Genomic DNA, 12329 nt, shown 5'->3' with positions numbered 1-12329 from the left:
TTGCGCCTCGCCGGGCCGGATTCGACCCAAGCTTGCGACACGGATCGCCGGCTGGTCGCCAAGCCTGGGCAGTCATCGACCGGAAAGCTGGCCAACAGGCGCTCTCTACGCCCGCCTCAGATCGGCCAGTCGCCGGCGACGATCGGGCTCGCCGCCTGCAGCAGAACGTCGCGCCGGCGCTCGGCCATCCGGCTCTCACCGCTTTCATCGCCAAAGCAGACGTTGAAGTCGTTACATTGCGTGCACACCGGCGTCGTACACATCACGAGGCCCTCGTCCTCGCATAGCGTGCGATAGAAGAACCGCTTCCATCGCATATTGTTAATATTGCGCGCCGCGAGCGGCGCAAAATGGCGGCTTAGAAGCCGAGAGAGTTCGCCTCGGTTGCGCAGTCCGAGGTCTTCCCACAAGTGATCTGGTTCAATGGCGCGTCGGGCGATCATTGCAGCCAGCCAGCGGCCGATATCCCCTTCCGTCGACCGTCGCGCGAGCAGGAGATCACGCACCATTGCGACCTCGTCGGTCACATTGGACTCGAAACACGCGAGCGACTGTTCGGCTTTGATTTCAATCGACGAGAAGTGCTGATCCAGCAATGCCGCCAGTTCATGGTCTGTCAGGCCGGCTTTTTCGGGAAGTGAGCCACCATCCATTACGGCAGCCGCCAGAATAGATGCCAGCACGTGGCGATCGAAATCGCTGTCGGCGGCTATCTCGGCGTCTTCGGGGAGAACTCCAGTGAGCAGGCGATAGGTTGCAATACCTTTATGCACGTCTTCGCTCGTCCCGATCGCACAATCAACCGACCGCGGAGGCAACTTCGCTTCAAACATGCCGGCCTTTCCACCGCGGGTCCAAGTATGCTCAGCCGCATCCCAACCCTGTCAGGGCGTCTCGCGCCGGAATGCCGGTCTCCCGGGATGGGGGGGAACTGGGGGAGACCGGCACCCGCTCGCGCGCCCTTACGAGGCCACGAGTCGCCACCTTTACGAGGCAGCGAGTTCGGCGGCGCTCTTGCCGACAATTGACTCGTCAACCGCCTTCATGATGCCGTGCTCCATCAGCATGTCCTCGAGCTCGTCCATGGAGATTGGCGTCGGGATGACGCCTTTGCCGCCGTTGTTGTGGACCTTGGTCGCGAGCTTGCGATAGTGATCGGCCTGCTGAGAGTCTGGCGCATACTCCAGCACCGTCATCCGGCGCAATTCCGCATGCTGGACGATGTTGTCGCGAGGCACGAAATAGATCAGCGTGGTTCCCAGCTTCTTGGCCAGCGCGTCCGCCAGTTCCAGCTCCTTATCGGTCTGCCGCTCGTTGCAGACCAGGCCGCCCAGCCGTACACCGCCAGAGTTGGCGTATTTCAGAATGCCCTTGGAGATATTGTTGGCGGCGTACATCGCCATCATCTCACCGGACATCACAATATAGATCTCCTGCGCCTTGTTCTCGCGGATTGGCATCGCAAAGCCACCGCAGACAACGTCGCCGAGCACGTCATAAGAGACATAGTCGATGCCCTCGTACGCCCCATTCTCCTCCAGGAAATTGATCGAGGTGATGACGCCGCGCCCCGCACAGCCGACACCCGGCTCGGGCCCGCCCGATTCCACGCAGCGGATGTCCTTGTAGCCGATCTTCATCACGTCCTCGAGTTCGAGGTCCTCGACACTTCCGGCGTTCGCTGCCAGACTCAAGATCGTGTCCTGCGCCTTGGCGTGCAGGATCAGGCGGGTCGAGTCCGCCTTTGGATCACAGCCCACGATCAGGATCTTTTGACCCATCTCGGCGAGCGCTGCCAGCGTGTTCTGCGAGGTGGTCGATTTGCCAATGCCACCCTTGCCGTAGAATGCGATTTGCCTCAGTGAAGACATGTTGCTCTCCATCAACCGATTTGCCAAACATTACGCGCTGCTCTGCGCGCGAGCTTTGTTTCTTGCTCAGAAACGGAGCCCACGGGTTCAAGGGAAGGAGAGCATCGCTCGTCTTTTGCGTCTGCGTGCACTCAGCCCTTACTCAGTGTTGCGCCATCCCTATAGCAACGGCCGTGCCAGCCCTTGTCCGCGCTCGTTAAGCGTCTGAATACGTGTTGCAAACCCACGCACCTGCGGAAGACCCCGGCTTATCTAGCGCAAGGTCACGGCTGTTGTGTACCTGACAGGACTTAGGCCCGCCTGTCGGAAACCGAACAGGCCTCGTAAGCATCAAACGGGTCAAGGCCGGCTTGCCGCGGGCTACTTCGACGCGTTCAAGCGTGGAACGGGAATTGCCAATCGGTCCTTGCGGTGAATCGTTGGCGGAGCACGACAATGCAGGTCGGGAGCGAAACATCAAAGGGGATAGGCGAGCGGCCGATGTATGTGATCGATGATGGCAAGATCGCCCGCGCGGCCCTGCGATGCAGGTCGTATGATGGGATCAAGACGCACCAGCTTGCAACGCCGGAACACGCTCTTGCCAAGGGCGACTGGCCGGAACCGGGTGTGGTGTCGCTCGGCGGCTGTCTTTTGGATCAAAGGGAGCCGGCGCTGACCGGCGAAATGGCGTCCCAATGCTCTGGCGTTCGAATCCCGATCGTCCGCGACGCATCAGACGAGGCCAACACGGGCGGCGGCATCACAGACGGCGCACCTGGCGAGCAGGGCAAGCCAGCGACGTTGAAAGCAGACCGCAACAAGGTCGAAGCCGTTCTCGACGGTGGTGGCGTCACACCGATCGCTCAGCCTGGCGCGCTCGAATAGATGCGCCATGGCAACGATCATCTTCTATCAAAAGAGTGGCTGCGCCACCAACGCCCGACAAATCCGCTCATTGACGGCCGCGGGCCATCGCGTGATTGTCAAAGATATCTTGAAAGAGCCGTGGTGCACGCAGGAACTGCGCTTGTTCTTCGGACATAGGCCGGTCGCATCCTGGTTCAACCCCTCCGCGCCGCGCATCAAGTCGGGCGAAGTTACTCCTGACACGATCGATGCGGCGAGCGCACTTGCGCTGATGCTCGGCGATCCGCTTTTGATCCGACGCCCCCTGATCGACGTCGACGGCGCAAGATGCGCGGGTTTCGATCGTGAGCCCGTGCTGTCGTTGCTTGGGCGGACCGCGCAAGATGATCTCGAAGGATGCTCACGCGAGGGAACTTCCATGGACTGTCCACGCAAGTGAGGCGACTGCAAAAATTCCGGTTATGGCAGTGACAGGACAGACGCTCTCTCTCCCTCTTTCTTCAAGGGCGCGTGCGATGCGCAAAGTTCGCGCTGCGAAGATTAGAAGATGAGAGGTCTCTATCGCCCACTGCAGATGTGGCGATACTGCTCCGGGCGGATTTTTGCTTCGCGCAAAAGCGAACCTGCAGCGCAAGCGTGGGATACGACGCACGGCGTCAGCTTGGAACGCTTCGCGTATCCCTGATGTGACTCGGCGACTTAATTGCGTCGAAGACCCAGCCGATTTGATCCGCATCAAATCCTTTGCCATCCCGCTCATGTGACAGAGGGTTCGCGTGAGTATCCACGCGAACTTTGGAATGGAGACTTTGATGAGAGCAAGAACAATTCTGACGAAGGCGTCCCTGCTCGTGCTTGCGGCAGCGGTCGACGGAGGCGCTACGTCGTCGGCACAGGCTGCGGATCTCGCACCGGCGCAAGTCTACGCTAGACCTCCACTGGTCGAACCCTTCAATCCCCTAATGATCCGCCTTCGCGTGCTCGGCGTGCTGCCAGATTCCGAAGGCAGTTCGGTCAATGTCGGCGGCGTCCCGCCCCTATCGTCACCGAATTCCGGGCTCTCGATCAGCGATCGGGTCGTACCGGAGCTCGACATCACCTATTTCTTCACCCCCAACATCTCCGCTGAACTCATTCTCGCCGTGACCAGACATCAGATCAGCGGCACTGGGATGCTGAGCGGGCTTGATATCGGTAAAACCTCGCTGTTGCCGCCGACGCTGACGCTTCAATACCACTTCACTCAATTCGGCCCATTCAAGCCGTATATCGGCGCCGGCATCAACTACACCGCGTTCCTCTCCCAATCCGCGGCCAGGACGCCGTTCGCCGGCCTGGTGGTGACAGATTTGCACGTCAACAACACAGTTAGCCCCGCGATCCAATTCGGCTTCGACTATATGCTTGATCGTCATTGGGGCCTCAACTTTGACGTGAAGAAGTTGTGGTTGCGGCCGGATTATTCGGCGACCGTAAACGGTACGATCCCCGTCACGGGGCGCGCTAATATCGACCCATGGCTGATTAGCGGCGGCGTCACGTATAAGTTCTGAGTAAAGAGCACGATCCAAAAGAATCGAACAGATTTGCTTAAACGAGGAGGTCGAGCGAGGTAACGATTCGAAGAAGCGTCATCACGCGCAGCGCCGGGAGCCGGGCCCGACGCCGCATCCGCTTCGGTTGTGCGCGATTGACGAAGCCAGCACGAGGGATCACGCCTGTTCATCTGTATGAATCGTGATGTCCATCATTTCGTTGGCATCCTCGGATGAACCAGGAGACCGAATGTCCTCGAGCAGCTTGAGGTCACACGGGCAGACGTCGGTGTCGGCCAAGACGAGCACCACCCGCTCAAGAGCTTTTCCATTCGCAACACAAAGGGAACACTGCTTCAGTGTGCTCCGTAGTTCAGCGTCGGTGGCCGGACTCGCGGCCGTGTCGGGCACTGCCGCCGTGTCCGAAGTTCCTGCGCTATCAGCTGGAACTCTGTCTAGCGTGATAGCGGCGCTAGACATTCCGAAGCCCAAGAATTGGCAGGACTTCCAGCGCGGATGCGTGGTCCTCTTCCAGGCCGAGTTGAAGGACCACACGCGCAGCAGTACGGGCGCCATGGCCAGAAGCAGGCGGAATCGACATCCTCGCTCGCGGCGACGGGATTCACGGCCACTTCGTCGGGATCAAGTGCCGGCGATACGAGGTACCGCTAAATAAGGCGGCCATCCTCAAGGGCTGCAGGATGCGCTTGCGATCAAGGCCGGGCTCAAGGAAATCATCTTCACCACGACGTGCCCCAGCGACACCAAAGCGACGGACGCGGCGATTGAGGTCGAAAGCGAACTCAGAGCCGAAGGGCACGACCTGAGCCACGTCACCTGCCGTCGATACGACTGCCAGAACGACGTTTTTGTCGACGTGAACCCCGCTTCGGACGCATGCCGAACCTGAAGACGCTGACTGACTAGGAATGGCGCAAGGCCGGCACCGACGGTTTCGACATCGTCGGCAACGGCAAACCAGTCATCGAGGTCTTCCTCGACGATCTGCAGGCAACTGTCCCGTACTCGCGGGCCGCCAAGGAGGGGCCGCAGGCGATCTTCGGCCGCGTCTACCAGACCCTCGAATTCGGGCGAGAGGACAAGCCCTTCGACCCGCTGCGCGACTTGGTCGGCACCTTTATCTTGCAAAACTTCCCGGTCGGCGCCGGCGACGTTGTGTTCGGCAAACCGGTCGAAGTGAGGCGGCCGCATTCCCTTCAGACGCTCTCCCTGGAAGCCGGATTGCATCCCAAGCTGTTGAGAAAGGTCCTCTCGTCAGCGGGAATGCTGCCCCAAGGCGCGGACCTGCTCGCGGACGGGAATTGCTCGTCGACGCCCAGAAGAGCGTTTCCCTCAGACGGCGGCCGCCGCCCCGCTACCGCTGCTGGAGGCCGGCGAATACATCAAACGCGCCTCGGGTGCAGCGGGCCCTCTTGTACCGCTCCGGCATCCTTAAGCCCCGCCTCAAGACCGCCGATCACGGCGCCGTCGACATGTTCGCGCCAGAGGACCTGGACGCATTCCTTGGTCGCCTGCTGGACGGCGCTCCGCCGGTCAAGGCCGCAGCCAGCCTGGCCGACATGCCTAGCGCCGCCAAGAAGGCCTGCTACAGGCCACCGCGATCGTTCAGGCGCTTCTCGACGGGCGCCTGACGCGCAAGGCCCCCTCGCTGGCGAGTGCGACTACATGGCGTCCCGGTCGATGTCGAAGAGGTCCGGACGCTGACCCGGGTAGCCAATCATGGCGGGCTCACCGGCTAGGCTCGCGAGGAACGTCTGCAGACCGCCGATCGCGTCGTCAGCAAACTGATCGCCGGCGGGCACCTCAAGACCGTCACGTCGTGACCTCCGTCAACCGCTGCCCGACCGCGGTCGTCCCGATCGAAGAGGTCGAGCGGTTCGAGCAGGAACTCGTGTCGCTGTTCGTGCTGGCGAAGCAACGCGGGCGGCACTTCCGGGCCGTCAAGAAAGAGCTCGATACCGCGGGCGTGAAGCCGGCACCGGACCCGGACCAGATCGGGGCGACGTACCATCGCCGCCGCGAGATCGCCGCCAAAGGCACAGCGAACCGCCAACCAGCAGGGAAAGGAATCCAAGTGACCTACACGTACGCTCAATTCAAGGCGGCTCACCGCGCCGGATCATGACTGCGCTAGGCCCATCTACCTCGAAGCGCTCGACGTGATGCAGAACTATTCGGCCTTCCAGGCCATCGTCATGCTCAACGACGGGGAGTGCGGACGCTTCACGAAGGCCGCGCGCCGCTACGCGAGTCTGCAGTCCAAGGGAACGCGAATTGCTGAAGGGCATCCTACTTTTGACTGATTTCGCCCACGTAGCCGACGAGATCTCGGCGGGCGAAGTATACGGCAATGACCCGCTGTGGCGGGCCTTCCGGGAGGCGCTCGCCGCTTGCGTTCTGCACGCGGGTTTGGTGATGGGGACCGGTAAACGTCGATTGATAATGAACGTACGCCTTCCCGGTACCATTTTGCTATGCCGCAGTTGTAACGAGTCCTGTTGCAGGAGGGGCCAGGGAGATCCCCGGAATAATACGGTTCTGCATAGCCGCAGTTGCGATTCAGGAAGACGCTCGTTGACATAGTGGGAAACGTACTTACGTGACATTCATTGCGGGCAGGACCACTGGAGGAAAAATGTCAGGCCATGGGAAGGAAAGTGGTGGGCATGACCACCACGAGCACGAAAAACACCACCACGAGCACGACAAGCATCACCACGACCACCATCCTCCGGGCCCCCCGCCGAAGCCGCCAGGACCGCCGGAGCCTCCGAAGCCGCCGCCGCGCCGTGTTGGCTGAATGGTGCTAGCTCCTCCGGAGCAGCAGGATAGTCCCCGCCCCCACTGGGACCGGCGTTTTCCAGGCCGGTTTCAGTGGGAGCTGGATGCATTTGCTGAAGCGGAAATTGCTCCGTCAATCGATCAAGAAGCATTAGCGAGTGGCCGGCTCGACTTGAGCTTTGAATGGCCCATGGGCGATAAACGCATCCCGCTTCGGGTCGTCTACCCGGATAGCTACCCTCGCCTTCGTCCGCATGTTTATCTCACGGACCCGAGTTTCTTTCCGAAGCGGCATTACTCGCCGCTCGACGGGAATCTATGCCTCCTTGGACGGGATACACGCCAGTGGTCGTCGAGCTGGAGTGTCCCCGAACTCTTGCGGAATCAGCTTCAAGCAGCTCTCGAGAACGGTCCCGATGAAGATCCACAAGGAGAGCCAGCTGAGGTTTGGTGGAATCAATGCAGCCGTCCCGATTCATACTGCTTGATCGACTCAGATTGGTCACTCTTAGGGGTGAAAGCGCCGGGACGGATGCAGCTCGCGTACTCCGCCCGACTGGATCACAAATCTGGTGAGATCGTCTTCTGCGCCGTCGTGAAATCAGTGCTCGACGCCGATGGCAAGCAAGTGGGCGCATGGAGCAGTCCCATGCCGGCGGCCTTGCAGGGCGACACGGTCAAGAAGATCGAAGTCACGTGGGATCGCCGGGAGGAAGAGCTTCGTCCAAAGCCGTCGTTGCAGGACCAGAATATCGGCCTGGGTGAACTGCTGAATGGTCGTGCAAATCCCTCCGCTCTGTTCGATCTACCGAATTCGCAGCGGGGGCAACTGCACGCCTTTCTGTATCCCACCGAAACTCAGTTTCGAAAGCAAGGCGAGTCATGGCTCTTCGTTCTCGCGGCAGGTAAACGTAGCGCGTTCTACCCCAACAAAAAGGCCCCCGAGCCTGTAGATGCTTTCATCATTAGGACCCTACGGGCAGGACATCAGGATCTAATTTCGCGAGCACCTGCGACTTCCGTGTTATCAAGCAAGTCAATCGCTCTCCTTGGTACCGGTGCGGTCGGCGCACCGCTGGCGATCGAATTGGCACGTAACGGGGTCGGCAAGCTCAAGCTCCTGGACGCCGATGTCGTCGAACCGGGCAACACGATCCGATGGCCCATCGGGTCTTCTGCTTGGGGCCGGACGAAAACCCAAGCCCTGGCCGACTTCATCGCGCGCGAGTACCCTGCAACGAAGGTGAGTTACGTAAATCACGCTTTGGGGACCTTTGTGCCGCAAACAGGGTTCGGTGATTACGCTGCGCTGGATGAAACGCTCGCCGGTGTCGATCTTGTCATCGACGGAACCGCTTCGTTCGGGACAACGTCGTTGATCCAGGATCAGGCGCGATCACGCTCACTTCCTCTGGTCGCTCTGTATGCTTCCCCATCGGTCGCGGGCGGCGTGGTTGCCCTTTACATGCCAAATGAGGGCTGCCCGGTGTGCCTTGAGTGGGCCTGGGAAGACGAAACGAGCGGAATTTCGCCTCCTGCCGGGATGTTTGCAGAAGCCGAATTGATTCAGCCACCCGGATGCGCCGAACGCACATTTTCCGGCACTTTCTTCGATCTCCAGGAACTTTCACTGCAAGCAATGCGGGTCGTGGCCGGATTTTTTGCCGGCGAGTTTCCTCAATCATCGTCTGTCGTTTACACCTTGGCCTTTGAAGACCAAGATGGAATCCGCGTGCCGGCATGGCACAAAAACCGCTTGCCGCCTCATTCCCAATGCTCATGTCGGAAGTAACGGTTTGGCTTTCGGCCCAAATACTGTCCTCGCTGAGAACCGAGGCCGATCGGCAGTTTCCGCTTGAAACTGGTGGAGCACTGATCGGGTACTGGAGCGATGCTGATACCGTCGTCGTAACCGAGTTCGTAGGACCTGGCCCGGACTCGGTTCATCGACGATATTCTTACCAACACGACCACGAGTGGGAGGCTTCCCAGATCGCCCTTCACTATCATCGATCTGGACGTTCGCACGTCTATATCGGCGACTGGCACACACATCCCGAGGCTAGGTCCGGGGACCTCAGTGGGACCGATCGGCGCTCTATCCGGCGCGTAATCAAGTCACGCGAAGCCCGCGCTCGCCGCCCTTTGATGGTGGTGCTGTTCGGAAAACCCGAGCACTGGACTCCCTCGGTTTGGGTTTCAACGCTCAAACCGAGATGGGCTTGGCGGCAGCAGCTGTTGATCGAGGAAACAAAATTGCAGCTTTTCTCAGTATAGCCCGTCGCACCGGACCGGCTTGCACTCGGGTGGCCTATGTAGTTTTGGAGGGTCTTTTTTGAAAAATCCTCTCAATAATTACATTGGTAACATGCGAAGCGCTCGGGCGCAGAATTCGTCGAGTGCGGGGTCCAATGAACTGCCTGCTATTCCGTTACATTCCTTGGAGAACTTTATGCTGGCAGATTGTTCGCGATCGCCGCGCGAACAGACTTTGCACGATACGGACGAACGAGCGCGGCCCCGCGGCTAGCCTATCCTAATGAAGTCACGACGGTACGCTTCGTACCGTAATGCCCGCACATTACTAATTTCGAAGTCTCAAACCACCAACCGTTTTCCGCGCGTCACGGCAGGCCGCATAGACTTGTCAGTGTCCTTCGAATCCGAAGTTCGCTAACCTGTCCATTGCAGAATGGATCGAACTTCGGATTCGGGAAACTAGCGCACTGGTCCAGTCCAACCATGGCACTCGCACCGTTGATCGCCTACGCCCATGTCAGGAAGAGCTTTGACAACGGTCATGACGCCGAACGCGTCACGGCCGTCGACGATGTCTCGCTCGATATTGCCGCGGGGGAATTCCTGGCGATCGTCGGAGCCTCCGGCTCCGGCAAATCCACCCTGCTGCGGCTCGCCAACCGCCTGCTCGCCCCCGACAGCGGCCGAATCTTGGTGGAGGGCGGGGACGTGCGCGAGGTCGATCCGGTGCGCTTGCGCCGGCGGATGGGCTACGTGTTCCAGAGCGGCGGGCTGTTTCCGCATATGCGCGTCGCCGACAACATCGCCGTCACGCCGAGACTGCTCGGCTGGCCCGCCGCCGAGGTGGCCGCGCGCGTCGATGAACTCCTCGAGCTGGTGCGGCTCGATCGCTCCCTCCATCGCGATCGCCTTCCGCATGAACTGTCGGGCGGGCAGCAGCAGCGTGTCGGCGTGGCGCGGGCGCTCGCCGCCCGTCCCCGTATCATGCTGATGGACGAACCCTTCGGTGCGCTCGATCCGCTGACCCGCGACAACCTCGGCGAGGAGTACCGCGCCCTGCATCGCAGGCTCGCCTTGACCACGGTGATGGTCACTCACGACATGACGGCGGCCCTGCTGCTTGCCGATCGCATCGCGGTGATGCGGGCCGGACGGGTTGTGGCGCAAGGCCAGCCGGCTGAGCTGTCAGACAACAACGAGCCCTATGTGGCGGAGCTGTTGAGCACGCCCAGGCGGCAGGCCGAGCGGCTGAACGCCCTGCTGGCGGGAGCAAGCGCGGGATGAGTTTCCTGTCCGACCCCCGCTGGCGCGACGCGGCGGTGCACCTGCCGGACTACCTCGGCAGCCATGTTCAGGTCAGCCTGGCAGCGCTGGCGCTCGGGCTCGTGATCAGCCTGCCGCTCGCGATCCTCGCACGCAACCATGCCGTGAGCCGCGGCATCCTGCTGGGCCTCGCCAGCGTCGTCCAAACCGTGCCGGGACTGGCGTTGCTCGCGCTGTTCTACCCGCTTCTGCTTGCCATTGCGTCGTTGACGCTTCGCTGGTTCGGCTTCGACTTTTCCGCGTTCGGATTTTTGCCCGCCATGCTGGCGCTGGCGCTCTATTCCATGCTGCCGGTGCTGCGCAACACCATCACCGGGCTGAACGGCATCGATCCCGCGTTGCTTGAGGCGGCGCAAGGGGTGGGCATGACGCCACGGCAATCGCTGTTCACGGTGGAATTGCCGTTGGCGCTGCCGGTGATCATGGCCGGCATCCGCACTTCGGCGGTGTGGGTGATCGGGACCGCGACATTATCAACGCCAATCGGCCAGACCAGCCTCGGCAATTACATCTTCGCTGGATTACAGACCCAGAACTGGGTGCTCGTGCTGTTCGGCTGCGTCGCCTCGGCGCTGCTGGCGCTCGCGGTCGATCAATTCTTGACGCTCATCGAACGCGGATTACGCGAGCGCAAGCGCCTCCACACCATGCTCGGCAGTGTCGGCATCGCCGTACTGGTCACTGCCACGCTGATACCTTCGACGGCACGGGCGCCGTCGACCTACGTCGTCGGCGCCAAAACGTTTGCCGAACAGTATGTGCTCTCCGCACTGATCGAGCAGCGGCTGCAGGCGGCGGGATTGCAGGCCTCGACGCGCGAAGGCCTCGGCTCGAGCGTAATTTTCCAGGCGCTCGCGGCCAACAATATCGACGTCTATGTGGATTATTCCGGCACGCTGTGGGTCAACCAGTTTCACCGCACCGATAAGCCGCCGCGCGAAAGATTGCTTGCCGAGTTGAAGGAGATCCTGGCAAAACAGGACATCACCCTGCTCGGCGCGCTCGGCTTCGAGAACGCCTATGCGCTGGTGATGCCACGGCAGCGCGCCGATGCACTCGGTATTCATTCAATCACTGACCTGGCTGCGCACGCGCCGACGCTGTTGATTGCGGGCGACTACGAGTTCTTCTCGCGCCCCGAATGGGCCGCCCTGCAAAAGGCTTACGGCCTCTCATTCCGCACGCAACGACAGATGCAGCCGGATTTCATGTATGCGGCCGTGGCCAGCGGCGACGTCGACGTCATCGCTGGCTATACCAGCGAGGGGCGAATCAAGGAATACGACCTGGAGACGCTGGCCGATCCCAAGCACGCGATCCCGCCCTATGATGCGGTCCTGCTGCTGGCACCGCGGCGCGCGCATGATGCGGCGTTGCAGGAGGCGCTGAAGCCGCTCCCTGAGCGGATCGACATTGCGACGATGCGCGAAGCCAATTTGCGCGCCAGTGGCAGCAATGCGAACTCATCGCCCGCTGCGGTGGCGCGCTGGCTGTGGCAAAGGATCGGGGGGCAGTAGGCGCACGCCCAGAGTGGTCAAAATAGTCCACGCACACGGCCGACACGGTGTGGTTGCCCTTTGCCCACCCGACCGGCTTGCACACTCATGCCCTGACCTTTCGGCCGCTGAAACAGCGCGTAGCCGGCAACGAAGAGCACAATACTACCGACGGTCTGCGGCCAGGCGATCAT

At 61.0% G+C, this 12329-nt stretch carries 14 protein-coding genes; 10 read left to right on the top strand and 4 right to left on the bottom strand.

Annotated features, from left to right (window positions below):
- Positions 1 to 116: 116 nt before the first annotated feature.
- Both BI327_RS17610 and nifH read right to left on the bottom strand, forming a co-directional pair.
- Positions 117 to 833 carry a nitrogen fixation protein NifQ gene (locus tag BI327_RS17610; RefSeq protein ID WP_083742115.1) on the bottom strand — a complete coding sequence of 239 codons (717 nt, stop codon included), beginning with the start codon at positions 831 to 833 and terminating at the stop codon, positions 117 to 119.
- A 153-nt stretch (positions 834 to 986) separates the two neighbouring features.
- The gene (nifH, locus tag BI327_RS17605; protein ID WP_076862202.1) at positions 987 to 1871 is read right to left on the bottom strand and encodes a nitrogenase iron protein; all 885 of its coding nucleotides are present in this window, start codon (positions 1869 to 1871) and stop codon (positions 987 to 989) included.
- Positions 1872 to 2351: 480 nt separating this feature from the next.
- Between nifH and BI327_RS17600 the strand changes: the two genes are divergently transcribed.
- The 3 genes from BI327_RS17600 (at position 2352) to BI327_RS17590 (ending at position 4273) form a co-directional block, all read left to right on the top strand.
- Positions 2352 to 2738 (top strand): hypothetical protein, encoded by a 387-nt coding sequence (locus tag BI327_RS17600; RefSeq protein ID WP_083742114.1) that lies wholly within the window; start codon positions 2352 to 2354, stop codon positions 2736 to 2738.
- 7 nt (positions 2739 to 2745) lie between these two features.
- The gene (locus tag BI327_RS17595) at positions 2746 to 3159 is read left to right on the top strand and encodes an ArsC/Spx/MgsR family protein (protein WP_076861980.1); all 414 of its coding nucleotides are present in this window, start codon (positions 2746 to 2748) and stop codon (positions 3157 to 3159) included.
- Between the two features lie 373 nt (positions 3160 to 3532).
- The gene (locus BI327_RS17590; RefSeq protein WP_245334846.1) at positions 3533 to 4273 is read left to right on the top strand and encodes an OmpW/AlkL family protein; all 741 of its coding nucleotides are present in this window, start codon (positions 3533 to 3535) and stop codon (positions 4271 to 4273) included.
- A 159-nt stretch (positions 4274 to 4432) separates the two neighbouring features.
- Here the strand turns inward: BI327_RS17590 and BI327_RS43565 are convergent, their stop codons facing one another.
- Together BI327_RS43565 and BI327_RS17580 are read right to left on the bottom strand one after the other, a co-directional pair.
- Positions 4433 to 4555, bottom strand: coding sequence for a hypothetical protein (locus BI327_RS43565; protein ID WP_283807796.1), 123 nt, complete (start codon positions 4553 to 4555; stop codon positions 4433 to 4435).
- 387 nt (positions 4556 to 4942) lie between these two features.
- Positions 4943 to 5503, bottom strand: coding sequence for a hypothetical protein (locus tag BI327_RS17580; protein ID WP_076861975.1), 561 nt, complete (start codon positions 5501 to 5503; stop codon positions 4943 to 4945).
- Between the two features lie 185 nt (positions 5504 to 5688).
- Here BI327_RS17580 and BI327_RS17575 point away from each other — a divergent pair, with 185 nt between their 5' ends.
- The 7 genes from BI327_RS17575 to BI327_RS17550 all read left to right on the top strand — a co-directional run bounded on the left by BI327_RS17575 (position 5689) and on the right by BI327_RS17550 (position 12156).
- Positions 5689 to 5907, top strand: a complete 219-nt coding sequence (locus BI327_RS17575) for a hypothetical protein (RefSeq protein ID WP_143271625.1) — start codon at positions 5689 to 5691, stop codon at positions 5905 to 5907.
- 188 nt (positions 5908 to 6095) lie between these two features.
- The gene (locus BI327_RS17570; RefSeq protein WP_076861971.1) at positions 6096 to 6401 is read left to right on the top strand and encodes a hypothetical protein; all 306 of its coding nucleotides are present in this window, start codon (positions 6096 to 6098) and stop codon (positions 6399 to 6401) included.
- A 34-nt stretch (positions 6402 to 6435) separates the two neighbouring features.
- Entirely contained in the window at positions 6436 to 6579 is a 144-nt protein-coding gene (locus tag BI327_RS42350) for a hypothetical protein (protein ID WP_159450460.1), read from the top strand.
- A 1010-nt stretch (positions 6580 to 7589) separates the two neighbouring features.
- Entirely contained in the window at positions 7590 to 8849 is a 1260-nt protein-coding gene (locus BI327_RS17565; RefSeq protein ID WP_245334845.1) for a HesA/MoeB/ThiF family protein, read from the top strand.
- Positions 8798 to 9334 (top strand): Mov34/MPN/PAD-1 family protein, encoded by a 537-nt coding sequence (locus BI327_RS43765; protein ID WP_083742113.1) that lies wholly within the window; start codon positions 8798 to 8800, stop codon positions 9332 to 9334. The genes BI327_RS17565 and BI327_RS43765 overlap by 52 nt, the downstream gene beginning before the upstream one ends.
- A gap of 465 nt (positions 9335 to 9799) precedes the next feature.
- Complete coding sequence (locus tag BI327_RS17555; RefSeq protein WP_076861967.1) at positions 9800 to 10600, top strand: ATP-binding cassette domain-containing protein; 801 nt, start codon at positions 9800 to 9802, stop codon at positions 10598 to 10600.
- On the top strand, positions 10597 to 12156 hold the full coding sequence (locus BI327_RS17550) for an ABC transporter permease/substrate-binding protein (RefSeq protein WP_076861965.1): 1560 nt from the start codon (positions 10597 to 10599) through the stop codon (positions 12154 to 12156). The genes BI327_RS17555 and BI327_RS17550 overlap by 4 nt, the downstream gene beginning before the upstream one ends.
- Positions 12157 to 12329: the final 173 nt, after the last annotated feature.

It is taken from the genome of Bradyrhizobium mercantei, assembly GCF_001982635.1.
Classification (GTDB): domain Bacteria; phylum Pseudomonadota; class Alphaproteobacteria; order Rhizobiales; family Xanthobacteraceae; genus Bradyrhizobium; species Bradyrhizobium mercantei.
This window is presented reverse-complemented; position numbering and strand designations above follow the sequence as displayed.

Excerpts from the sequence above, each read along its gene's own strand:
- BI327_RS17595 (WP_076861980.1), top strand. The coding sequence starts at position 2,746 with ATGGCAACGATCATCTTCTATCAAAAGAGTGGCTGCGCCACCAACGCC.
- BI327_RS17590 (WP_245334846.1), top strand. The coding sequence starts at position 3,533 with ATGAGAGCAAGAACAATTCTGACGAAGGCGTCCCTGCTCGTGCTTGCG.
- BI327_RS17600 (WP_083742114.1), top strand. The coding sequence starts at position 2,352 with ATGTATGTGATCGATGATGGCAAGATCGCCCGCGCGGCCCTGCGATGC.
- BI327_RS17565 (WP_245334845.1), top strand. The coding sequence starts at position 7,590 with ATGCAGCTCGCGTACTCCGCCCGACTGGATCACAAATCTGGTGAGATC.
- BI327_RS17550 (WP_076861965.1), top strand. The coding sequence starts at position 10,597 with ATGAGTTTCCTGTCCGACCCCCGCTGGCGCGACGCGGCGGTGCACCTG.
- BI327_RS17610 (WP_083742115.1), bottom strand. The coding sequence starts at position 833 with ATGTTTGAAGCGAAGTTGCCTCCGCGGTCGGTTGATTGTGCGATCGGG.
- BI327_RS17580 (WP_076861975.1), bottom strand. The coding sequence starts at position 5,503 with ATGCAATCCGGCTTCCAGGGAGAGCGTCTGAAGGGAATGCGGCCGCCT.
- BI327_RS43765 (WP_083742113.1), top strand. The coding sequence starts at position 8,798 with ATGGCACAAAAACCGCTTGCCGCCTCATTCCCAATGCTCATGTCGGAA.
- nifH (WP_076862202.1), bottom strand. The coding sequence starts at position 1,871 with ATGTCTTCACTGAGGCAAATCGCATTCTACGGCAAGGGTGGCATTGGC.
- BI327_RS17555 (WP_076861967.1), top strand. The coding sequence starts at position 9,800 with ATGGCACTCGCACCGTTGATCGCCTACGCCCATGTCAGGAAGAGCTTT.